Below are 24,716 nucleotides of genomic sequence, written 5' to 3'. Positions count from 1 at the left end.
TGAGAGAGAGATGAAATTAACCCCACAAGAGTTTACACAGTGGCCAGAGAAGCGCATTACCCTGCTCGGTATGTCGGGCGTCGGTAAGACCCACCTCTCGACCCTGCTGCGCCGCCACAACTGGTTCCACTACTCAGGCGACTACCGTATCGGTACCCGCTATCTGGATGAGCCGATTATCGATATGATTAAGCGGCAGGCGATGCAGGTGCCGTTTTTGTGTGATCTGCTGCGCCGCGACTGGATTTCGATTCGCAACAATATCAAAGTACACGACTTAGGGCCGGTGCTAAGCTATGTTGGCAAACCCGGTAATCCACAGCTCGGCGGTCTGGAACTAGAGACCTTTATCGAGCATCAGGCTCGATATCGGCAAGCGGAGGTGGATGCGATGCTCGATGTGCCCGATTTTATTCGCAAAGGGCAGGAGATTTACGGCTACCAACACTTTGTCAACGATGTCGGCGGCAGTCTGTGTGAGCTCGATGACGATCGGGTGCTAAAGACGCTGATTGATCATACCCTCATCCTCTATATTGAGGTGACTAATGAGGCGGAGGCGCAAAAATTGATCGAAAGAGCCCAAAGCGATCCTAAACCGCTCTACTATAACCCCGACTTTCTGCAGCAGCAGCTAGCGAGCTATTTAGAGCAGCAGCAGTTACAGTTTGCCGCCGAAATGGATCCCGATGAGTTTACCCGCTGGATATTTCCGCGCCTATTCCACTCCCGTATCCCTAAGTATGAAGCGATTGCCGCACCACACGGCTACACCGTTACCTCAGAGCAGGTCGGCCAGGTGCGAGATGAGGCCGACTTTATCGAACTGCTTGAGTCAGCCATCGCGGAGGTTTGCTAATGCCACTGGTTGCCCATAATCACCTCCCTACCTTTGAGCGGCTGCGTCAGGAGGGGGTACGGGTACTGACCCCGGAGGCGGCTCGACATCAGGATATTCGCGAACTCCACATCGGGTTACTCAATATGATGCCCGATGCGGCACTGGCAGCGACTGAACGCCAGTTTCTGCGCCTCATCGGCGAGAGTAACCCGATTGCTCAGTTCTATGTCCACCTGTTTACCCTTGATGAGCTGCCACGCAGCGATGAGGCCAAAGCCTATATCAGCGCCTACTACGATCATTTTGCCACGATTCGCCAACAGGGGCTTGATGCGCTCATTATTACCGGTGCGAATGTGGTTGGTGCAGAGCTGGAGCAGCAGCCGTTCTGGCACCCATTAATCGAGATCGCCGACTGGGCTTGGCACCATGTCACCTCAACCCTCTGCTCCTGTCTAGCGACCCATGCGGTGTTGCAGTTTCGCTACCAGCAGACGCGGGTGCGCCAGATGCAGAAGAAGTGGGGGGTCTTTCCCCATCGGGTTGTCGATCCCAGCCATCCGCTGGTATGCGATATTAATAGCCGCTTTGATGTCCCCCACTCGCGCTGGAATGCTATCTCGGCAGAGCAGTTACAGCAGGCGGGGTTGCGGCTATTGGTGAGCGGCGATGACGGCTGTCTCCACCTCGCCACCAGTAGCGATGGCCTACGGCTGGTGCTGTTTCAGGGCCACCCTGAGTATGACACCATCTCGCTACTGAAAGAGTATAAACGCGAAGTGATCCTCTACCAGCAGGGCAAAAATAGCCACTACCCCCCCTTTCCGCAAGACTACTTCGATAACTACTCACAGGCTATCCTCAATGAGTACCGCTACCGTACCGAACAGGCGTTAGCTAGCGGCGTGACCCCGCCCCCCTTTCCGGAGCGGCTGTTAACCCCTAGACTCAATAACACTTGGCACGATAGTGGCGCGGCGGTGGTCGGCAACTGGATCGGGCTGGTCTATCAACTAACCCACAGTGATCGAGATAAGCCGTTTATGCCGTGGGTCGATCCCGATAACCCGCTTATGCTCGCACATCAGGCCCGCCGCCAACCAAACGACAGCACCTGATCTATCTGGTCACTCTCGCTGAGCTGCATCAGCAGTCGATCGACTCCGACAGCCACGCCGCTACACTCAGGTAGCCCCTGTGCTAGCGCTGCGAGAAGATGTTGATCGATAGGGTAGAGCGGTTTCGCCTCATCTCGCCGCTGCCGCCACTCCGCCTCAAATCGCTGCCGCTGCTGCACCGCATCGGTCAGCTCCCCAAAGCCGTTGGCTAGCTCTACACCACGATAGAAGATCTCAAACCGCTGCGCCACGGCAGAATCATTCGGCTCTAACTGCGCTAAAGAGGCTTGAGAGGCGGGGTAGCGAATGAGCGCGACCGCCCTCCCCTCCCCTCCGAGCTGCGGCTGAATATGTTGACTAAAGAGCCAGTCGAGCCACCCCGATCTCGATAGCCGCAGCGCCGTAAGATCGATCTTAGGGCTCAGCGCCTCTGCTAGCTGTTGTAGCTCCTGGTCGGTCGCGGCAACAGGATCGATAGTCAGTTTAGCCATAAATAGCTGCCGATAGTCGAGCGTATCGACTGTCGCCAGAGCCACCAGCCCCACCCTCTGTAGCAGCTCACCCACCTCATCAATTAACTGCCGGTAGTGCCAGCCGGTTCGATACCACTCTAACAGCATAAATTCGCTGTTATGGTAGCGCCCACTCTCCCCGACCCGAAAGACATGGCTTAGTTGATAGATATCGCCGCTGCCGGCGGCTAAGAGTCGCTTCATAGCAAACTCAGGCGAGGTGTGAAGGTAGCGCCTCTCCCCTCCACCAGGCGCGGTCACAACAAAGGAGTCGATATGGGGATCGACCGTGGCAAACTGTGATAGCGCCGGGGTATCGACCTCCATCACCTCCCGCTCGGCAAAAAATTGGCGCAGAGAGTGTAACAGCCTAGCTCGCTGACGCAGTCGGGCGATATCAGCCGAGGGTTGCCACATCGAGGGGGACGGAGGCTAATCGCGTACTCGGGAGATATACTCGCCACTGCGAGTATCGACCTTTAACATCTCATCGATCTCGACAAACAGCGGTACCTGAATCACGGCCCCCGTCTCCAGTGTGGCCGGTTTAGTCGCTCCGGTAGCGGTATCGCCGCGCACCCCCGGCTCAGTCTCCGCCACCCGCAAGATGACATGATTAGGTGGCGTCACCGAGATCGGTTGCCCATTCCAGAGCGTCACGGTGCAGATATCTTGATCTTTAAGCCACAGCCTCTCCTCACCGACAATGGCCGCATCGGCGGCAATCTGCTCAAAGCTCTCCTGATCCATAAAGTGCCACATCTGACCATCGTTGTAGAGATACTGCATTTCGCTATCGACCACATCGGCAGCCTCTACCGAATCGCCCGACTTAAAGGTTCGCTCGACCACCCGACCGGTTTTCAGGTTACGAATTTTGACCCGACTAAAGGCCTGCCCCTTGCCCGGCTTAACAAACTCGTTGTCGACAATCGTGCAGGGATCGCCATCTTGCATAATTTTCAGTCCACGGCGAAATTCACTGGTACTGTAGTTGGCCATAACTATCGTTTCCTCAATTTGTATGCTTCAATTAAAACGCCTATTATCCCACAACTTGCCACCACAGAGAAAACTGCCATTGTGACCGCCTCCCCTTTTATCCACTCTCCAGAGTGTTTACAACAGCTACGCCAGCTCTCGGGGCTGAGCGCGACTGAGACGCCCTTCCCCTTTAAAGTCAGCCGCTCCTTTGCCGAACGGATCGCTAGCGGTGACCCGACCGATCCGCTGCTACTACAGATCTGGCCCCAAGCAGCAGAGCAGCACCACTCCCCGGGCGACCGCCAAGATCCAGTCGATGAGCTCTCCCACATGGTAGTGCCGGGACTTATCCATAAATATCGCCATCGCGCCCTGCTCACCTTAACGGGTCAGTGCCCGATCCACTGCCGCTACTGTTTTCGACGCCACTTTCCCTACCCCGAGGCGAACCCGAAACAGCAGCAGCTAGCCGCCATTATCGACTATCTCGGCGAACACCCAGAGATAGAGGAGCTAATTTTTAGCGGGGGAGATCCTCTGATGTTAAGCGGAGGTTTTTTGCAACAGTTCACCCACCGCCTGCTCGCACTCCCCTCTATTCAGCGGCTGCGGCTCCACACCCGAGTGCCGGTTGCTTGGCCAAAGGGGGTGAGTGAGGCCCATATCGAGTGGCTCTCCAGCCTAGAGCTGCCGCTGGCCATTGTCATCCACTGCAACCATCCGGCTGAAATCGATCCCGCTGTCGGTGCCGCGTTAACCCGACTACGCCAAACGGGAGCGGCGCTATTTAACCAAGCGGTGCTGCTGCGCCGCATCAACGATAGCGCCGAAATTTTGGCCGATTTGAGTAAAATACTATTCAAGCACGGTGTAATCCCCTACTATCTCAACCAACTTGATCGGGCGGTGGGGGTAGCCCATTTTGAGGTCAGTGACCAACAAGCCCAACAGATTATGGCGACACTACACCAGCGACTCCCCGGCTACCTCTTGCCGCGACTGGTTCGTGACACCGGCAGCGACGGCGGTAAGACCCCGTTAACCGTCCCCTTACCCATTTAGCTAGCAAAAGTACGGCGATTAAAGATTATGGCTCTGGAAGAGATACTGGAAATTGTCGTCATCGACGACTCTGCCAACCATGGTGAAGCGGTAGCTAACCAGCTACGCAATCAGGGGCTGGCGATTCATACCGAAAGCGTTGACTCGTTTGCACAGCTCACCACACTGCTACGGCAAAAGGCGTGGGATCTACTCCTGCTCACTCCCGAGTGCGAACACTTCGAGCCTATCGCCGTGATGCGCACAGTGTTAGAGCAGCAGCCCCAGCTAGGGATCGTCATCGTGGCGAATATGGCGACAGTGCGCATCAATCTCGATGATCTGCTCGAAGGGGGAGCCAAAGATATTATCGATATCGCCAATCCGTCCCGAGCCAGCCATATCTTTCGGCGCGAGAGCGCCGCCACTCGGTTTCATAATGAGCTACTCCACTGCCGCACGCTGCTGCAAGAGTCGAACCATCGGGCCCAAATTCTCGCCAACCAATCGAAAGAGGCGATCGCCTATATTGATGAGGGGATGCACATCTATGCTAACGACAGCTATCTTACCCTGTTTGGCTACGACGATTTCGATGATCTACTCGGTGTCCCCTTTCTCGATATGCTCCATGCCGACTCCCAAAACAGCTTCAAAAGCTATCTGCGTCAGTTTCAGCAGGGCAGACCGATAGAGGAGCTGTTTGAGGCTGAAGGGATCGATCTGGCCACCAAATCGTTTCCGCTACAACTCTCCCTCTCTCGCATCTCTTACGAAGGGGAGGCCTGTACTCAGATTGTGCTCTACAACAAAGAGGATAGTCAGGAGCTAGTGCGACGGCTAGAGGAGGCTAAACAGCGCGACAGCGTCACCGGTGCCTACACTCAGCAATACTTTGTGGAGCAGTTTCGCGCTATCGTGCACCAACAGAACCGCTCGGGGCATCTGCTGCTCATCTCCCCCGACAATCTTAACGATCTGCGCCAACGACTCGGCTTTTCGGCCATCGAGGCCTTAATGAGTGAAATTTACCACTTTTTAAGCCAAGAGCTCGACTCCTCCTCGATAAAACAGCTTATTTTACGCACCGAGGAGAGTGAACCGCTGCTACTAGCTCGATTCGGGGCTAGCGGCTTTATCCTCTCTCTGACCGGGGTCGATGCCCATCGCAGCGAAAAAGTGGCCGCCCTGCTGACAGCTACCGGTCGTGACACCATTTTTGATTTAGAGGGGCGTACTACCCAGACCACCTTCTCCATCGCCATCACCCCCTATCACGGCAAAGAGTCGAACTACCAGCAGGTCATTGGCGAAGCCGATAGATTACTAGAGCAGCTCACCGCCGCCGGCGGCAATCGCTATGAGCTCTATACCCCCGATGTCGATCAACTCACCCAGCGCGAAAAGGAGAAACTGCTGGCCATCGAAATTCGCCAAGCGCTACAAAATAACCGACTGCTGCTAGTCTATCAGCCGATTATTAGCCTCAATGACGATCCCCACGCCACCTATGAGGTCATGTTACGGATGCCCGATCTACGAGGGGAGCAGGAGTTTGTCGCTGCCAATGAGTTTTTTGCCGCAGTGCACCACTGTGGTCTCTCTGAGATCGTCGATCGCTGGGTGATAGCCCACGCGCTACTCGTGCTTAAAGAGCAGCGCCAGCGACAGCAGTATCCTCGCCTCTTTATCAAACTCTCTGAGCAGAGCCTAGTCAATCAGACCAAACTGTTCCACTGGATGCTACCCCGACTCAAGAGCGCTCAACTGCGACCTTGGGAGCTGGTCTTTGAGATAAGCGAGCAGGTAGCGACTGAGCAGTTAAAGCAGGTGAAGCAGTTTCGTACCATGCTAGAGAAGCTCAAAATAGCCTTGGCGATCAACCAATTTGGCGAACAGAGTAACCATCTCACTATTTTGCAACACTACGACTCGTGCTATATCAAAATATCCCAAGGGCTGATTAACCAACTCGCAGAGAGTCCTCAGGCGGTCGAACAGATTAACAATATCGTTCAACACGCGCAGCAATACGACATTCAAGTCATTGCCAACGCAGTCGAAAACCCGCAGACTCTCTCTCGGCTCTACGCTACCGGAATCAACTATATCGTCGGTTTCTTTATTCAAAAACCGAGCCGACAGATGGATTATGACTTTAACTCGTTTTAGTGATTGATGGCTACCACACCACTGACAGCGCCCGATCTCTTTACAAGCTACCGCCCCTACTGGGCTAAACGGCTGCTACCGGCCCCCGTGCTACCGACCACTCGGGAGGAGCTGGATCAGCTCGGCTGGGAGGCTTGTGATGTCATTATTATCTCAGGCGATGCTCTGGTCGATCACCCTAGCTTCGGGGCGGCCCTCATCGGCCGCCTCCTCGAAGCGCACGGCTTTAGGGTCGGCGTGATTCCTCAACCTAACTGGCAAGATAGCAGCGCCTTTCAAACGCTCGGCCCCCCGACCCTCTGGTTCGGTATTACCGCCGGTAACATGGATTCGATGGTCAATCGCTATACCGCCGATCGTCTCCCCCGTAGTGATGACGCCTATACCCCCAACGGCGCAGCCAATGCCCGCCCAGATAGAGCCACCCTTGTCTATGCCCAGCGCTGCCGAGAGGCGTTCCCCGAGATACCGCTTGTCATTGGCGGCATTGAGGCGAGTCTGCGCCGCTTTGCCCACTTCGACTACTGGTCGGAGAAGGTTCGGCGCTCCCTTTTGCTCGATACTCGCGCCGATCTACTACTCTACGGCAATGCAGAGCGGGCGGTGGTGGAGTTAACCCATCGCTTAGCGCGTAAAGAGCCTATCCATACCATTCGTGACCTTCGTGGCAGCGCCTATGTCTGTAAAAAAGCGCCCAATGAGTGGCAAATTCACACAGTAAACGACCCCGATAGCATGGGGCCGGCGGCAGCTCACCACCCTCACATCGCACTACAGCTCCCCTCTTATGAGCAGGTTCGTAGCGATAGACGCCTCTACGCCCAAGCCTCGCGTTGGCTCCACCTAGAGACCAACCCCCATAACGCCCGTCGCCTGCTGCAACCGCACCAAAATCGACTCCTAGTAGTCAATCCCCCCCCCATACCGCTCACCACCGATGAGCTCGATAGGATCTATGAACTCCCCTACACCCGCCGCCCCCACCCCCGCTATGGAGAGGCCCGCATTCCCGCCTACGAGATGATCCGCTTTTCGGTTAATATCATGCGCGGCTGCTTTGGCGGCTGCACCTTCTGCTCCATCACCGAACATGAGGGGCGCATTATCCAAAATCGCTCCCAAGGCTCCATTATGCGGGAGATTGAAACCATTCGCGATGAGGTGCCCGGCTTTACCGGCACCATCTCCGATATCGGCGGCCCGACCGCCAATATGTATCGCCTCCACTGCCGCTCCCCGCAGATAGAGGCCTCATGCCGACGACTATCGTGCCTCTATCCTGACATCTGTCCCAACCTAAACACGGATCACTCGGCACTGATTGAGCTCTATCGCGCGAGTCGAGCGATCGATGGCATTAAACGGGTGATGGTCGCTAGCGGGGTGCGCTACGATCTGGCGGTCACTAGCCCCGCCTATATCAAAGAGCTAGTGACCTACCATGTCGGCGGCTACCTAAAAATTGCCCCTGAGCATAGCGAGAGTGCAACGCTATCTAAAATGATGAAGCCGAGCTTAAGCAGCTACTACCGATTTAAGAGCCTATTCGATCGCTTCTCTAAAGAGGCGGGCAAAGAGCAGTATCTCATCCCCTACTTTATCGCCGCCCACCCGGGCAGCGATACCGAACAGATGGTCACACTAGCGCTCTGGCTTAAACAGCATCGCTTTCGCCTCGATCAGGTACAGGCGTTTCTACCCGCCCCCCTAGCACTCGCCACCGCGATGTATCACAGCGGCTACAACCCACTGAAAAAACTCGATCACCCCGACACCGTCTATAGCGCCAAAAAGCTCACCGAGAGGCGACTACAAAAGGCGCTGCTGCGCTACCACGACCCCAAAAACTGGCCGATCATTCGTCAAGCGCTGCAACAGCTAGGCCGTGCCGATCTCATAGGTCACGGTAAACAGCACCTAGTACCGCCCCCCAAAAAAACCGAGCCCCCTCACCGTCACCACTCTCGCCAGAGGACAATTTTGCCTAACAGACGCAGCAGACGGCGTTAATTTATATTTGAACTCTCATCATCACGCCAAAACATAGGAGAGAGACCCATCGACACGATGGCCATTGATTACCATAGATGAGGGAACAGAGTTATGTCAGACGAAACAGAACAGGAACTACTCGACGCCGAAGTGCTCTCCCAAGAGGAGCTTAGTAACGCCATCACCGTCTCTGAGGCGCGTTACCCCGAAGAGCTCCACCTCTTACCCCTATTTGAGCGCCCCTTCTTCCCCGCCCAAGCCTCGCCACTGCTGATGGAGGAGCAGCCTTGGCTGAGCACCATTGAGGCGATAGGCGAAACCGAACACCGAAGCGCCGGTCTGCTATTAGTTAAAGAGGAGCTCGATAACGAAACGCTCCCCTCCCCGGAACAGATGGCCGAAGTAGGGACGCTAGTACGGCTCCACCGCCCGAGTCGTTCTGATGGTAAGATGCAGTTTATCGCCGAAGGGATTACCCGTTTTAAGATCGTCAAATGGCTCAACGACACCCCCCCCTACCGAGTGCGAGTCGAGTACCCCCCTAAAGAGCAGAAACCGAGCGATGAGGTTCGCGCCTATGCGATGGCGATTATTAACACCCTCAAAGAGCTCATGCACCTTAACCCGCTCTATAGCGAAGAGATGAAGTTCTTCTTAAACCGTTTTGGCCCTAACGAACCCTCGCCCCTCTCCGACTTTGCCGCCACCCTCACCTCCGCCTCCGCCGACGAGCTACAGCAGGTGTTAGATAGATTTGATCTCGATAAGCGAATGCAGAAGGTGCTAGTCCTACTCAAAAAAGAGCTGGAGCTAGCCAAAATTCAGAGCCGTATTCGCGAACGGGTAGAGGAGAATATGAATGCCCACCAGCGCCGCTTCTTTCTCAAAGAGCAGCTAAAAGAGATCCAAAAAGAGTTAGGCTTAGAGAAGGATGATCGCACCGCCGAAATCGAGAAGTTTCAACAGCGACTAGAGAGGCTCACCCTCTCGGAAGAGGCGCAAAAGGTCGTCGAAGAGGAGCTCGATAAGCTAGCAATGCTAGAGTCCGGTTCAGCTGAGTTTAATGTCACCCGCAACTACCTCGACTGGATCACCTCGCTGCCGTGGGGCAATGTTAGCCAAGATAGACTCGATCTGAAACGGGCTGTGCGGGTATTGAACCGTGAACATGATGGGCTAGAAGATGTGAAAGATCGCATCTTAGAGTTTCTTGCCGTCGGTAAACTAAAAGGGTCGATCTCCGGGTCGATTATTCTGCTCATCGGCCCCCCCGGCGTGGGTAAGACCTCTGTTGGCCGCTCCATCGCCAACACCCTAGGACGCAAATTCTACCGCTTCTCGGTCGGAGGGATGCGCGATGAGGCCGAAATAAAGGGCCATCGCCGTACCTACATCGGTGCCCTACCGGGCAAAATCGTCCACGCCCTCAAACAGTGTGGTACCGATAATCCGGTGATTATGCTCGATGAGATCGACAAAATCGGTGCCTCCTACCATGGTGATCCGGCCTCGGCGCTCCTAGAGGTTCTCGATCCGGAGCAAAATAGCGAGTTTCAAGATCACTATCTCGACATTCGGCTCGATCTCTCCAAGGTGCTGTTTGTCTGCACTGCTAATCAACTCGACACCATTCCCGGTCCACTACTGGATCGAATGGAGGTCATTCGCCTCTCTGGCTATATTACCGAAGAGAAGCTGGCGATCGCCAAACACCACCTCTGGCCACGACAATTAGAGCGCAATGGTCTTACCAGACAGGAGATTAAAATTACCCCTACCGCGATTCGGAAAATTATCGAAGGCTACGCCCGCGAAGCCGGCGTGCGTAATCTGGAGAAGCAGCTAGGACGAATTATCCGCAAAGCGGCGCGGGAGATAGTCGAGGAGAGCGAGACCCCGATTAAAATCGCCGATAAAAATTTAACCCACTATCTAGGCAAACCTACCTTCACTAAAGAGAGTCCGATTAAAGGGATCGGTGTGGTCACCGGTCTCGCTTGGACAGCGATGGGCGGAGCGACGCTCAGTATTGAGGCGAGCCAAGTCCATACCAAAAATCGTGGCTTTAAACTGACCGGAAAGCTCGGCGAAGTGATGCGCGAATCGGCCGAGATCGCCTACAGCTATATTGCAGCTAACCTCAACACCTATCGAGCCGATGAGAAGTTCTTTAATGAGGCCTTTGTCCACCTCCATGTGCCGGAAGGAGCGACCCCCAAAGATGGCCCTAGTGCCGGTATCACCATGGCCACGGCACTACTCTCGCTAGCCAAAGGCGACAAGATCGCTCGCAAACTAGCGATGACCGGCGAGCTAACCCTCACCGGCCAAGTCCTACCGGTCGGCGGCATTCGGGAGAAGGTGATTGCCGCCCGCCGTATCGGTATTGTGGAGCTCATTTTCCCCGAGGCCAATCGCGGCGATTTCGAAGAGCTACCCGACTACATTCGTGACGGCATCACCGCCCACTTCGCTAAACACTATAGGGAGGTGGCGGCTATCGTCTTTGAGCAGTAGCGGCGGTTAGGGGGCTATCGACTCTGGCCCCTTTGGTTTTCCATGGATCTCGCTCCTTAACCGCTCCATCTGCCGCAAGATATTTTGCAAATAGGCGTTGGTTTTTAGATCTAGGTTAAGTTTGCCGTCCATCGCCTTCACCAGTGGGAACAGAGTGTTTTCCAGCAGAGCGACCATCGCCTGTAGAGTCGCTTCGACCCCCGCCGGAGGGGGGGTGTTGATCTCTATGGTGTAGTTCGGGGGGGGGAGTTCGAGCGGTGGGGCTACCGTGTGGTTAAGCGGCTCACGAAGCTGTTTAACCTGCTCGACCAGATCGTAGAGCTGCGCCACGATCTTATCGCCCACCTCCCCCTCGCCACCTAGACTCTGCTGACGCTGAAACTCCGCCTTAATCGCCTGCCAGCGCTGCTGCTGTTCGAGAGTGAGGCTACCTTGAAGCTCGGCTAGTTTGAGCAGATTAGCCTCTGTTCCCCCCGTCAGTAGCTGTGCTTCGCCCCGATAGTGGTCGGCAATGAGCTGTTGTAGCTCCTCATCGCTCATTACCGCTGAGATCTTTTCGGCCATTTTGTTCATATTGCGGTAGCTCCCCTGGAGCTTAAAGGGCGGTTCGGTTCGATAGCGCTCATCCTGCGCAGCGGAGCTGATATAGGCTCGATTAACCCGCAACACCACCTGCTGCACCTGTTGGAGCCGTTTTAAAGTCGCGACGATCTCCCCAATCTCAGCACCGCTATAGGGGTGGCTAAAGTCACTATCGGCGACCTCTTCGCCCCGAATGAGGGCGATAAAGCGGTAGAAGTCGGCCATCTCACGATTTGCTAACGGTGCTAATACCGCATTAGAGGTGAGGCAGTTTTCGATATAGCTTAGGGCAAATATCTCATCCATACCGCTTAAGACATCCCCCAAATTGTAGATGTCGGCGCGATTGGCCAACATATCGGGGATCTTAAACAGCTCGCCGCTTTCGGTATAGGGGTTACCCGCCATCACCACACAGAACTTCTTACCGCGCAGATCGTAGCTTTTCGTCTCGCCACGCCACACCCCCTCAATACGGCGAGTGGCATCGCATAGCGAGATAAATTTTTGTAAAAACTCCGGATTGGTGTGCTGAATATCGTCCAGATAGAGCATGGTATTGTTGCCCATCTCTAGTGCTAAGTTGAGCTTCTCCAGCTCTTGGGCGGCGGTGGCATTCGGTGCCTGCGCCGGATCGAGCGCATCGATCTGGTGCCCGATGGAGGGGCAGTTAATCTTCATAAAGATCAGCCCAAGTCGGTTAGCAACATACTCCATCAAGGTGGTTTTACCGTAACCGGGCGGGGAGATCACCATCAGTAGCCCCATAAGATCGCTACGACGCCCCTCGCCGACAGTTCCCATCTGTTTGGCTAAATTATCACCGATAATGGGCAGATAGGCTTCGTTAATCAGTCGGTTACGGACAAAAGAGGCGAGCGGTTTCGATTGGTACTGCGCCAGCCGCAGGCGGCGCTTCTGCTGCTCTATCACCTGCTGTCGTAGCGTTTGGTAGCCGCTCCACGCCGGCAAGATCACCTGCTGGTGGCGCGAAAAGCGGAGCAAAAATCGATCTAGCCGCCCCTCTAACCGCCCCTCGGTTAGAGTCTCATGACTCCCTAATAGCCCCTCAATGCGGTAACTGAGATCAAAGCTGTGGGGCCGCAGTCGTAGCTGGTGAGCACAGACGAGATCGGCCGCTACCTCATCGACCACCTCCTCCAGCGTACTTAGCTGGTGTTGCTCTACCACACCACGGCACCAGAAGCGTACCCACTGAAAGGCGGTTAGCGGCTCCTCCCGCCACTGCCGTAGCTGCTGCTCTAGTAGCTGCCATGAGGAGGCGGCACCTAGCTCTAATCGTAGCCGCTCTAATAGCTCGACCGCTTCACGACTCTGGCTAAACTCCGGCTGCTCCACCGACAGCTCGGTTAGCAGGTAGTCGGCGGCACGCAGTGCCACTTCATGGCTACACTGGGGTAAACGGGTTGTCAAAAACGCCTCTAATTCGCCCGCTAGCTGCTGCTGTAGCTGCTGTCGCGCTTCGCGATAGCCTAGCTGATGATTTAGCTGCGCCGCCGCTCGCGCTTTAAGCGGTAGCTCGGTCGCTAGTCGCTGTTGGGAGCCCCAGTAGAGTAGTGCCATCGCTCGTGCTTCTGGATCGAAGCGTAACTGCGCCGCCCCCACCAGTTTCGGTACCAAGGCGGTAAGAATGAGCGCCGCATCGTGGTCGTGAATACCGCGCTCATACCCCTCTTTATAGCGCGGGGCGGCAAATTGGCGTACCTGCTGCAACAGCTCTGCCGGACTATTTATCCACTCAGAGAGCTGCACTAGCGTGAAGGGGTGCTGCTGCTCTGCGGCGCTAAGCATGAGCCCGGCTAGATACTCGCCACGATAGAGGTTGTGATCCTCTGACGGCAGTGCCATCTGCCAGTAGGCTTTGGCCTGATCTAGCATCGGCTCACCGACCGCTTCATAAAACTCGGTGCCGGTTAGGTGGTAGTAGAGCCGCTGCCCACGCGGCAAAATCGTTAAATCGAGCGGCTGGGTGTTGACACTAAATTTGTGTCGGGGCCCCAATTTGATAACCGCTCCCCCCTCTTCGTAGATATCACGCCGATCCCGTAGCGAACGCAGCGCCTGATCCCGCCCCGTTTTAAACTGCGACTCTAGCTCCTCAGCCCGCACCGAGTCATCAAGTCCATGTAGCTGCTCAATGAGCTGCCGAATCTTCTCCACTAATGGATCGGCGGCAAATAGGGCGTTAAGCTCATCTTCGTCGGCTATCTTCTGACTACGGCGCAAAAGGGTGGCTAACATTCGGCCAGCGGCATCAAATAGCGTCTGCGCTCGCCGCTGCCGCTGTTCTATAAGCTGCTGCTTATGGCTCTCGAAGATCTCGACAATTTCGTCGCGCTTGTCGAGAATATCGCCTAAAAAGCGCTCAAAGTCGCCAAATTGACTCTCCAGCTCCTGTAGCTGCGCCATCATTCGCGCTAGCTGCTCATCGCTCCTATCAGGTGTCGTGGCCATCGATAGGCCGTTGGTGACACTTTGGGAGAGGAGTTTAAAACGGGCACCAAACTGCGCTTCGGCCTCAGCTAGCCCTAACGATTGGTGCCGGTTATCGATCCTCGCTCTGCTCTGATTGAGCTGGGCGTATAGCGCCGAAATCGCCTCAATAATGGCCGCTCTTACATTAGGGTCGGCCTCGGTCATGGCGCTCATGGTTTCGGTCAGCAGATCGAGCCCCTCCCCAAGCTGCGCTAGCCGCGCTAGTAGCGGCGTTAGTTCGGCACCACTGCGGCTCTGCTCAGCGGTGCGATTTAGCTGTGTTAGCTCACTGTAGAGGGGGGCTAGGGCCTCCTCTTTGGCCAGAAAATCGACCGCCTCTGTCGCTAACTGCTGCTGCGCCTGTTGCAGCTCGGTGGTGAGTTGATCGATCTGATCGGTATCGATATAGCGATAGCCGCGAATCGTCAGTAGATGGCCCCGCATCCGCCTCAGTGCCGCTAACCCCTCGACGAAGGGCTGTGGGGTGTGCCACCCCTCCGGCTCTAGCTGTCGTAGCTGCGTTTTTAGCTCATGCTTAGCCTGCTGTAGCGCCGCTTGCGAGCTCTTTTGAATCGTCTCGACCTTCTCATACTCATCGAGAATGAGCTCGGCACTCTCAAGTAGCTGGTGTAGTAGGGTGGCTATCGGCTGGTGCTGCGCCTCTGCGAGCCAGTAGTAGCGATCAAAGAGGGTCGAGCTGATCTTAATCAGCTCGTGGTAGTGGGCGGCGCGAACCTCATCCCGCGTGGCCAGTTTCACCACGCTTAATAGCTCCGAAATGCCGCGCACTAACTCCGCATTGCCTATCTTACCGTAGAGCGACTGCGATACCGGTTGGCGACTGGCAAAAAGATCAGAGACAAACGGCGTCTGCCAAATCTGCATCGGATGGACGCGGGTCGGCTCCCCCTCGGCAGAGAAGAGCACCATGCGGCCATCTTCAAATAGGCCATAGCCGTGGGCATAGAGGGGGGTGCGTAGCTGTTTATCGATTAAGTTATAGGGGTAGAGCGCCACTAGCCCCGCATAGGGCTCGTAGAAGAGGTAGAGCACATCTTCACCGTTAGGGCTGCGAATCATGCGTTTAAAAACCAGCTCTCGCCCCTTTGGTAGCTCTAAATCGAACTGTTTGTACTCGCCGCTTTGTAGATAGAGACCGCCGGGGAAGATAAGTCCGTGATCCTCCGGTAGTTGCCGACAGCAGTGGCCAATCGCATCAAGGCGCACAACCTGTTGTGTCAATCGATTAAAGAGCAGATAGCGCCATTTTGGCTCCTGATAGGGACGAATTTTTAATAGAATGAGCTGCCCGACTGCGGCGTAGTGAAACTCGGCATCATCGAGTGACTGGTGGCTATCTTCGACCGGTTCGGAGAAGATTCCCTCCCCTGAGGCGGTATTGTTTTCGACTTTAACCGTTAACTGGCCGCCAAGGGTATCGACAAATAGGGTATCGAGAATATTGATATGGGGATATCGCCCCTCCACCCGCGCCTCATGACCGGCGACTAACCACTCAAAATCGTATGGCGGCGGTAGCGCAATATCGCGCTCGCCACGATTATCGATATAGGTAATCTCTCTCCCATCGGCCGATAGTTGCCAGCGAAAGACTCGAATATCGCTTAACCGTTCCCCCATCTGAAAGCTAGCGAGTAGCCGGCCATCTATCACCCTTAACTGACTGAGATGGGTATCACGGTAGTAGGTGTGCAGCTCGTTAAACTCATTCACAAACCGCTCATCGTGTAAAAAGGTGTGGCGAATATCGACCGGCTCTAGCTCAATCCCATCAGGCTGCTCTAACAGCCGAAATAGCAGAAAAATATCTGCCACCTCTAGCTGCTGCTTGAGCCCTAGATAGAGGTTACACCCTAGCAGAAGATACTCCCCCACCCGCACCACATCGCGGGCGATCGCGCTGTTGTCGGTACGCACTCGCGCTCGGCCAACCACCTTCATGTCGGTGGAGCCGAACTCGGCTAGACGGGCGCGGTTGAGTGCCTCAATCTGCTGCTGTAGCTCTCCTGCCTGCTGTAGTAGCCGTTTACGAACGATCTCATAAGCGCCACCGGCGGCTACCGCGCTCTCGGCTCGATTCGCTGCTGCCTCAAAGCTCATGGCAGTTTACTCTTGCCGCTCTTTTGATGACTCTAATGATGACTCTAAGCTCCTCTCCCCTAGTGAGACTAAACGGTTGAGCGCCGCTTGCAGCATCGGGCTCTTACTGAGGGCACCATTCATCGCGTTGCCGACCGAGAGCGCCTTAGCAAAGTTGTTAAAGTAGTCACCATCCCCCCCGACAATCTCGATTTTAGCCCCCTCAAGAGCTTTGGCTAACACCTCAGCTTGCTCAACGGCGATACTCTTATTGGCCTCAATCGTCGCCATCGTCTCCTCAAAGGCCATTTCGAGCTTCATTCGCAGCTCTTCAAATTGGTGCGCTTCGGGGCTCATCTGCGCCATCGCCTCGAACTTCTCCGCTAACCCTTCGGCTTCGGCCTTCGCCTTTTCACGAATGACATCGGCACTCGCTAGCCCCCGCTCTCGCTCGGCTGTTGCGAGCGCTCGCCCTTTGCTCTCTTCCCCCTGCGCTTCGGCGGCCATTCTCGCCTCTAGCACTTTCGCCTCAGTTAACCCTTGGCGCTCTTGTGCCTCTATTTCGGCGACGGTCACTCGTACAGCGGCCATGCCAATCGCCTCATCTGCCGCCGCCTTAGCAAGGCCCTCCTTCTCTAGTGCTAGTGCCTTCGCCTCCTGTACCCGCGCTGCGGCTAAACCGCTCGCGGCCTGCTCCGCCTGTGTCCCCTCGGCCCGTTTAATCTTCGCTTCGGCATCTTTAGCCGATGCCTCTAGCTCCGCTTGGGCGATGGTGTTTATCTCTTTGGCTCTATGGATCGCCTTTTGGGCATCGGCCTCCGCTTGGCGTACCTCCTTCTCTAACGCCTCTTGCGCCTCGGCTTGGGCCTGTAGCAGTCGAACCTGTTTGGCTCGCTCGGCTTCGGAAATTTGACGCACCTCCTTAATCCGCTCCTCCTCTTCAGCGACCCTCTTTTCGACCGCAATCCGTTCACTAAGGGTGCTGGCAATTAATTTTCGTTCGATCTCTAGCGCCTTTTCGGCCTCAATTCGCTGTAGTTCGACTTCGCGCTCGCGGCTAACCTGCTCCATCGCCCGCGCTTTGAGCACCTTCTCCTCTTCGATAGCGATGGCTCGTTCACGATTTTTACGCGAAATTTCGACTTGACGCAGTTTGTTCTCCTCCCGAATCTGTAGCGCCTCATCGGTCTCCTGTTTCGCTTCGCCCGCCTTGCGGCGCTCCTCTTCGATCACTTTTTGGGTCTCGGCCTCCTCTCGCGCCTGAATCGTCCCTATCTCCCGCTTTTGCCGTGCGATGGCATCGGCCTGCTGTCGCTCTAGCTCTAGCATCGCCTCCTCGGTGGTGACATTTTTGCGCTTCATCTCTAGCTCTTCGTCACGCTCTAAGCGATTGGTTTCGATATTTTGGCCGGCGGTAATTTCGGTAATTTTACGAATCCCGAACGAATCGAGGATATTATTGGCATCGAGGGCGGTTTTTGGCGTCTGTTCCAGATAGTCGATCGCCACATCTTCGAGCACATAGCCGTTCAGATCCTGACCTATCACTTCGATAATTTGATCCCGAAACTGAATTCGGTTCTCAAATAGCTCTAAAAACTCCATCTTCTTGCCGACGGTCTTTAACGCCTCCGAGAATTTGGCGTTAAAGAGCTCATTCACTGCCGCTTTACTCGATGCTCGCTCTACCCCGACCGCCTTGGCTACCTTTAGTACATCGGCGGCGGTCTCATTCACCCGTAGATAGAAGGCGACGGTAATATCGGCACGAAGATTATCTTTGCAGATCAGGCCATCTTTGGCTCGGCGGTCGATTTCGAGGGTAATGACCGAAATCTTCATCACTTCGCGACTATGGATCACCGGTAGTATCATCGCTCCGGTAAAATAGACCTTCGGTGTGGCGCTAGTGTCGTTCTTAATCAATGCCTCCCCCTGCTTAACTTTGACATAGAACGCCTTAATCAACAGTAGCATCACAATGAGCACCCCAAATAGAATCGCTAGTGTTGTTATCACCAGCATAGCAATTGAGCTATCTAACATCTCCACATCTCCCAAAATAGTCGTTAAAAAGAAAAAATGATCTTGCCCTATCGTTCTATCGATCCCGTTTATTTCGATACATTCTCTGATCGGCTTTTCGTATAAGTTCAGCCATCGTCAGGCCATCATGCGGATAGATAGCAACGCCAAGGCTACACCCAACCGATAAGTGATCTCCCTTATATTTCACCGCCATCTGCTCAATACAGGCAGATAGCTTATCAGACAATGCAGTCGCCTCCTCGGTGCCGCACTCAGGCACCAGTATCAAGAACTCATCACCACCGATGCGGGAGATCACCTCCTCCATCCTCAGCGCATGACTCATAGCACTAGCGACGGCACAAAGCAGCTCATCGCCGGCCTCATGGCCATAAGTATCATTAATCGGCTTAAAGCGGTTTAAATCGACCATCAATAGCGCAAATGAGTGCTGGTGGTGTTGACTACGATGCAACTCCTGTAGAGCCAGCTCATCAAATTTTCTGCGGTTATAGAGCCCAGTCAAGGGATCGCGCTCAGAGCGATCTCTTAACTCCCGCAGCGACAGCTCAACTCGACCTAGGAGTAGATTAAACTGTTTACGGAGCCACTTAATCTCATAAAAAGCGGTTTTCATCGCTGGAAGGCGGCGAGAGATATCGTGACTTTCAGAGAGGGTATTTATCTCCCTAGCGAGCTGTTTTACCGGTTTAACCAGAAAAATATGGACAGCGACAAATAGCGATATCCCAAGCAAAATCGCAGCGCTTAAAAAAATGTAGATGATATTTAAAACCGCATACTCTAACGGTACCCGCAGCTTGGCAGTCGATTGATATATCTCTATCAAACCGAGTCGATCTCCTACCTCAACGGTCACATGGCAACCTAAGCACACTGCTTCAGCTATTATCGGGTACACAAAACGCAACTGATCATTTTCGACCACCAGTTGACTCCGGCCAGAAGCGAACACCTGCTCAATGAGGCTATCTGACTGCTGAGGATGAAACTCTGTCGGCGCTACGCCATACTGCTCAACCACAGCATCACTGCGATAGAGGTTAACTCGAATATCGGGAATTGTCTCCTGTATGCTACCTACAATTTGAACAATATCCTGCTGCGACCATCCGCGTCTCATCACTGAGTAGAGGCTCTGAAAAATCAGCTTCGAGGTATGGGTCTCCTCCTTAATCGCAATGTCGCCTATCGTTCTATCCATCACTGTATCGGATATGAGTATAAACAGCAGCACTGAAAAAATAAAAACGACTAAAAATATAATACCCAGTGACTTAGTAATCGGCAAATTAACCTACTCCTCTAACGGTGCAATCCAGTAGATATTTTTCGGCTCTTCTTGCTCAAAAATCAGCCCCTTATCGCCACGCTGAAACAGATGTGCTTCACTTCGAACCTGTAGCACAATCTCCGCTCCATTCATAGTAATGACCGCTTCACCGAAGCTAGCATCGACACGGCCACTGCGAACGGTACAAATGTTGCCGACAAACTGCTTTGGCTCAGGGGCTGCGTGCAGCGCTCGAAACAGCGGCGCTAACGGTTTCACTATCACCACCGTCAACGGCAGTGCGGCACTCATAGCAACGATTAGGCAGATCAGTGCCGGCAAAGCGGCAAAGGTATAACAGAGTAGAAAACTCACCACCCAGCCCCACAGAAACAGCAGCGTCAGCACAAGCGGTAACGGTACCCCCGTTAACCCTAGCGTAACCATCACCCCCCCCAGCCCGCCCAGCTCAGAGCCTCCTATATCGATATCGAGTAGTCCGATAACCGCCAAGAGCCAGTAGCCGCAGGCAAATAGCAGCAGCAGAGTAAAAATCAATGTAGGAAAAGAGAAGACTAGACTAAAAAACTGTTCCAAGTTAACCCTCCCATCGCTCTACCGCCATGACTGTCACCCTCTCCTCCTCAACTCGCCAACGAAAGTTAAACTGCTCTAGCCAAAGACCGTACTCTCGGCTATCCCCTTGGTAAGCAGGACGGGGATTTTGAGCGATAACCTGCTCTAGTAGCGGTCGGAGCGACTCGCCTCGGTCGCTCAATTGCGCTAGCTGTTGCAGCGCCGCAGGAGACCACTCAATTGAGAGCGTCGCTGTAGGAGGGCGTTGATACTCCCCACCTTTGGCATCGGTTACCGCATCGACCCACGGCAGATAGGGCTTAATATCGATAATCGGCGTCTTATCGATGATATCTTGTCCCCGAATCTGCAACTCGACCTGCGTTTTGGTAATCTCAATCGCAACTAACTCCACCACCGACAGACCAATCGGATTGGGGCGAAACATACTCCTAGTCGCCCAAAGACCGCTTTTGCGATTCCCCCCCAAGCGGGGCGGTCGCACCAGCGGTTGCCACCCCTTCGCTGCGGTTTGGTGAAATAGAAACAGTACCCACAGGTGGCTAAACTGCTCCAGATCACGCACACTCTCCGCGCTACCGTAGGGCGCAGGCAGCACGAGGGTCGCTTCAGCGGTCGCTATCAGCCCCGGCTGGCGCGGGGTGCCAAACTTCTCTCGAAAGCAGGACTCTACCCAGCCAATAGAGTGTAACAGCACAGCCACCAAAACGAGATTTAATTTAACTTAAATCAAACGGCTCAATATCGGCATCGACATTGCGTTCAGCCACCTTTTGATTGATCCGCTGCTCGAGTATCGCCCTATCTTTGGCAAGGCGCTGCTCCATCACCCCCTCTTTGAGCTTAATCTGCTCCTCGCCAAAGAGGACATGCTTTAAAAAGTCGAATCCAAACAGCATTAACGCCACATCGTCGAGCAGAATGTTGGCCATCCGCTCCTCTTCGATATCGAAGCTCTGTTGAAAACCGTCACTGGCGACAAAGGTACGAAATTGATCGATGTTATAGCAGGCCATAAAGAAGAGCTGGCGACTTCTTAATGATGGCTTACCAATCGTGGCTCCAGAGGACTTTTTCTTTAATATTAGCTGCCGCCAACCGCGACTATACTCATCGTAGTCGAATAGCCCCTGCTCTTCACGATACTCATCAATCGTTAGCGTACGATCCTCTTGATGACCTAAACAGTGCTCCTCCTCGACTAGAGCATAGGCATTACTATCGGTGTATTCATCCTGTTTACGCATCGAGACCATCCCGACCGGATAGTAACGGCAGGCGGTGGGGCGATCTTCATAGACCGAACACCCCTCCTCGGTCATAAAACGGCAAGCCGTGCCCCCCTCAACCGGCTTCATTTTAACGCCGGCAATGCCATCTTTCTCAAATTCAAACGGCACGGTGTACTCTTGCAGAAACTGACCTGAATCGACATCAAGCCGATTTTTAAGCCGAATAATATCGTAGGGAGTCAGGGTAATATCGATATTACTGCAACAGGCGTTAAAACATTTAACGCCTTTATAACAGCGAAAACTGATCTTTTTATCTCTCGCTAGCAGCGTCGGCACCACGGGGCTCTCGCTAAAGGGGGAGTCGTTAACACTAATATCTACATGAGATTTGGACATACATTCACCCATTTATATTTGCATACAAAAAGGCCGGATACCTCGCGGCATCCGGCCTCTTTTAGTCAAAGCTTAAATAGAGACTATTTGAACAGCTTAGACTTATCGACCAGATCCTTGTGAGCTCGCTTAAAGCAGGTCCACTGTTTGGTCTCTTTATCGTAGATGGAGTTTACAAAGCACTTCCAGTTCTCTTCATCAACGAAGTTCTTGTCCATGCGATAGTAGAAGCCAGGATAGCGACTCTCTTCACGGAACATGATGTGCTTTAGGTGCGCCTCGGCGGTCAGAATGCGGTGGTAGTTCTCCCACGCACGCAGTAGTTCGTGCAGATCCTTAGCACGCAGCTTCAGAGAGTCCTCTTTCAGCATCTCCAGCTTCTGCTCGGCCACAGCCATCATGTGCTCGTTAGTGGTGTAGTAAGTCGCTACACCCGCCACATACTCATCCATGATCTTCTGCAGACGGAACTGTAACATCTTCGGAGTGATGTAGTGAGGGTTAACATCAATCGCAGTAGAGTAGTTCTTGTGCTCCAGATAGGTCTGAACCGGACGCATAATTTCAGCCACTAGATCGTCAACTGAGGTGTCGAGCTCAGGTGAGTAGTCCTTGTTATCAAGCACATACTTAACCATCGACTTAGCTGCCATACGGCCTTCAGCATGTGAACCAGAGGAGAACTTGTGACCAGAGGCACCTACGCCATCACCCGCTGTAAAGAGGCCGCTAACGGTGGTCATACCACGATAGCCCCAGTTCCAGCCTGAAGGGAGGTGATCAGGAACACCCGCTTCGGTCTCTTCAGTCGGTGCGCCGACATCGGTAGGACCTGAAGTCCAGATACCGCAGCAGCCTGAGTGTGAGCCTAGCAGATAGGGCTCGGTCGGCATTAGCTCTGAGTTCTTCTTCTCAGGCTCAATGTTCTCACCCACCCAGATACCGCACTGACCGACACACATATCGAGGAAATCTTCCCAAGCTTCTGCTTCAAGGTGCTTCACTTCGCGCGGTGAGAGGGTCTCACGCAGATTAGCCAGAGCGGTGACGGTATCCATCCAGATTGGGCCGTGACCATCTTTCATCTCTTTGAGCATGAGGTGGTTACGCAGGCAAGAGGCGGGAACGGCTGCCTGACCATAAGGAGGATAGTCATCTAGCATATCCTTGTTCTTAACCATGTAGGCTTCGCCATAGGCGTTGGTCGCTTTCGATTTGAACAGCAGGAACCAAGCGCCCACAGGGCCGTAACCATCTTTAAAGCGGGTCGGGACGAAGCGGTTCTCCATCATGGTCAACTCAGCGCCCGCCTCAGCAGCCATTGAGTAGGTAGAACCGGCGTTCCATACCGGATACCAAGCACGACCAGTCCCTTCACCGACTGAGCGAGGACGGAAGATGTTAACACAACCACCGGCGGCTAGCAGGATAGTCTTAGCCTTGTAGATGTGAACTTTGTTATCACGAACAGAGAAGCCGGCAGCGCCTGCAATCTTATTCTTGTCATTCTTATCGTTCAATAGCTTAACGATAAAGACTCGCTCTTGAATACGCTCAGTACCTAGCGCTTTTTTAGCAGCTTCGGCCACAATCCACTTGTAGGATTCACCGTTAATCATAATCTGCCACTTACCAGAACGAACCGGCTTACCCCCATCTTTCAATGGTGTCAGGCCTTTAGAACCGTCGTGGCGCTCACCATTCTCATCTGTTTTCCAGATAGGTAGGCCCCACTCTTCGAATAGATGGACAGACTCGTCAACATGACGACCAAGATCGTAGGCGAGGTCATCACGGGTAATCCCCATCAGATCGTTAGAGACCATGCGAGCATAGTCAGCAGGATCCTGCTCGGAACCGATGTAGGTGTTGATAGCAGAGAGACCTTGAGCAACCGCACCGGAGCGATCCATTGCTGCTTTATCAATCAGTTTAATTTTTAGCTCGCGACCTAGCTCAGCCTCTGCCTGCTTGGCCCAAGGCATAATTTCGTAGGCTGCACCACAGCAAGCCATACCACCACCGATGAGGAGGACATCAACTTCTTCTTCAACGACTTCAGGTTTTCCAAATTCAGCCATGTTCTAAATACCTCTTACTTGGCGATCAGTTCGTCAGGGTTACCGGAGCGGTAGCCGTTCTGTTCCATATGGTTAAAGAAACCGTTTTCGGTAATCTTAGCCATATCGGCTTCCGGCTTGCTACCGTAAGGATCGATAGAACCTTCGGGAGTGGTACGGATGGGGAATTTAAACCGCTTTAATGTACCGTTGCGGAATTTGATAGTCCACATGATGGAGTCAGAACCACGCAGCGGCTGCACAGAACCACCGAGAGGGACAACATCAGCGTAATGACGCGCTTCGATGGCGTTCTGTGGGCAGATTTTAACGCAAGAGTAGCATTCCCAGCACTGCTCTGGCTCCTGGTTGTAGGACTTCATGGCATGGCCAGTCTCTGAACCATCTTTGTCCAGTTTCATCAGATCATGTGGGCAAATGTACATGCAAGCGGTCTTATCCTGACCCTTGCAGCCATCGCACTTATCAGTACGCACAAATGTAGGCATAATGTATGCTCCTGTTTTCTATCAACTGCAGTTGCACCGCTTTCGCGGCTCGTGAAACCTTAAATGTTGACGGCACTGCAGCTCGTCACTATTTAAAATTGGCAGGCTGGTAACTTCTCAGCGCTGCCCCCTTGTATGGGGCGCATAAGATAACCGCATCGTAACGCTTTTACCAAGCAGAACTATCTTGGCCACTCATAAAGATTCTTTATACCCCGTGCCATGACGACTCTAGTTTCAAC

The 24,716-nt window shown here is 53.9% G+C and carries 16 protein-coding genes; 6 read left to right on the top strand and 10 right to left on the bottom strand.

The window, feature by feature from the left end; translation table 11 throughout:
* The first annotated feature begins 10 nt into the window (after positions 1-10).
* Both D5085_13945 and D5085_13940 read left to right on the top strand, forming a co-directional pair.
* Complete coding sequence (locus tag D5085_13945) at positions 11-859, top strand: ATPase (GenBank protein ID QEP44126.1); 849 nt, start codon at positions 11-13, stop codon at positions 857-859.
* Positions 859-1,959, top strand: a complete 1,101-nt coding sequence (locus tag D5085_13940) for a homoserine O-succinyltransferase (protein ID QEP44125.1) — start codon at positions 859-861, stop codon at positions 1,957-1,959. The genes D5085_13945 and D5085_13940 overlap by 1 nt, the downstream gene beginning before the upstream one ends.
* Here the strand turns inward: D5085_13940 and genX are convergent.
* Positions 1,926-2,888: an EF-P lysine aminoacylase GenX gene (genX, locus tag D5085_13935; protein QEP44124.1), complete on the bottom strand. Its 963-nt coding sequence runs from the start codon at positions 2,886-2,888 to the stop codon at positions 1,926-1,928. The two genes, D5085_13940 and genX, sit on opposite strands and share 34 nt — an antisense overlap.
* Positions 2,889-2,903: 15 nt before the next feature.
* On the bottom strand, positions 2,904-3,473 hold the full coding sequence (efp, locus tag D5085_13930; GenBank protein ID QEP45170.1) for an elongation factor P: 570 nt from the start codon (positions 3,471-3,473) through the stop codon (positions 2,904-2,906).
* On the opposite strand from efp, the gene D5085_13925 reads away from it, so the two are divergent.
* From D5085_13925 to lon, 4 genes are all read left to right on the top strand, one after another.
* Positions 3,084-4,517 (top strand): KamA family radical SAM protein, encoded by a 1,434-nt coding sequence (locus D5085_13925; GenBank protein ID QEP44123.1) that lies wholly within the window; start codon positions 3,084-3,086, stop codon positions 4,515-4,517. The two genes, efp and D5085_13925, sit on opposite strands and share 390 nt — an antisense overlap.
* A gap of 27 nt (positions 4,518-4,544) precedes the next feature.
* Positions 4,545-6,668 carry a sensor domain-containing phosphodiesterase gene (locus D5085_13920; protein ID QEP44122.1) on the top strand — a complete coding sequence of 708 codons (2,124 nt, stop codon included), beginning with the start codon at positions 4,545-4,547 and terminating at the stop codon, positions 6,666-6,668.
* A gap of 6 nt (positions 6,669-6,674) precedes the next feature.
* Positions 6,675-8,678 carry a YgiQ family radical SAM protein gene (locus tag D5085_13915; GenBank protein QEP44121.1) on the top strand — a complete coding sequence of 668 codons (2,004 nt, stop codon included), beginning with the start codon at positions 6,675-6,677 and terminating at the stop codon, positions 8,676-8,678.
* A gap of 93 nt (positions 8,679-8,771) precedes the next feature.
* A complete protein-coding gene (lon, locus tag D5085_13910) occupies positions 8,772-11,177 on the top strand; it encodes an endopeptidase La (protein QEP44120.1) in 2,406 nt (801 codons plus the stop codon).
* A 6-nt stretch (positions 11,178-11,183) separates the two neighbouring features.
* On the opposite strand, the gene D5085_13905 is transcribed toward lon, so the two are convergent.
* The 8 genes from D5085_13905 to aprB form a co-directional block, all read right to left on the bottom strand.
* A complete protein-coding gene (locus D5085_13905; GenBank protein QEP44119.1) occupies positions 11,184-16,376 on the bottom strand; it encodes an AAA family ATPase in 5,193 nt (1,730 codons plus the stop codon).
* A 6-nt stretch (positions 16,377-16,382) separates the two neighbouring features.
* On the bottom strand, positions 16,383-18,401 hold the full coding sequence (locus tag D5085_13900) for a hypothetical protein (GenBank protein QEP44118.1): 2,019 nt from the start codon (positions 18,399-18,401) through the stop codon (positions 16,383-16,385).
* A gap of 55 nt (positions 18,402-18,456) precedes the next feature.
* A complete protein-coding gene (locus tag D5085_13895; protein ID QEP44117.1) occupies positions 18,457-19,695 on the bottom strand; it encodes a GGDEF domain-containing protein in 1,239 nt (412 codons plus the stop codon).
* Positions 19,696-19,701: 6 nt separating this feature from the next.
* Positions 19,702-20,274 carry a DUF1449 family protein gene (locus tag D5085_13890; GenBank protein QEP44116.1) on the bottom strand — a complete coding sequence of 191 codons (573 nt, stop codon included), beginning with the start codon at positions 20,272-20,274 and terminating at the stop codon, positions 19,702-19,704.
* Between the two features lies 1 nt (position 20,275).
* Positions 20,276-20,980 carry a tRNA (N6-threonylcarbamoyladenosine(37)-N6)-methyltransferase TrmO gene (gene tsaA, locus D5085_13885; GenBank protein ID QEP44115.1) on the bottom strand — a complete coding sequence of 235 codons (705 nt, stop codon included), beginning with the start codon at positions 20,978-20,980 and terminating at the stop codon, positions 20,276-20,278.
* Between the two features lie 13 nt (positions 20,981-20,993).
* Positions 20,994-21,905, bottom strand: a complete 912-nt coding sequence (locus D5085_13880; protein ID QEP44114.1) for a YkgJ family cysteine cluster protein — start codon at positions 21,903-21,905, stop codon at positions 20,994-20,996.
* Positions 21,906-21,988: 83 nt separating this feature from the next.
* Positions 21,989-23,986: an adenylyl-sulfate reductase subunit alpha gene (locus D5085_13875; protein QEP44113.1), complete on the bottom strand. Its 1,998-nt coding sequence runs from the start codon at positions 23,984-23,986 to the stop codon at positions 21,989-21,991.
* A gap of 14 nt (positions 23,987-24,000) precedes the next feature.
* Positions 24,001-24,474, bottom strand: a complete 474-nt coding sequence (gene aprB / locus D5085_13870; protein QEP44112.1) for an adenylyl-sulfate reductase subunit beta — start codon at positions 24,472-24,474, stop codon at positions 24,001-24,003.
* Positions 24,475-24,716: the final 242 nt, after the last annotated feature.

The sequence above is a fragment of the Ectothiorhodospiraceae bacterium BW-2 genome, assembly GCA_008375315.1.
In the GTDB taxonomy this organism is placed as follows: Bacteria; Pseudomonadota; Gammaproteobacteria; order Thiohalomonadales; family Thiohalomonadaceae; genus BW-2.
Note: the sequence above shows the minus strand (reverse complement) of the source record. Positions and strands in the feature narration are given on the sequence as shown.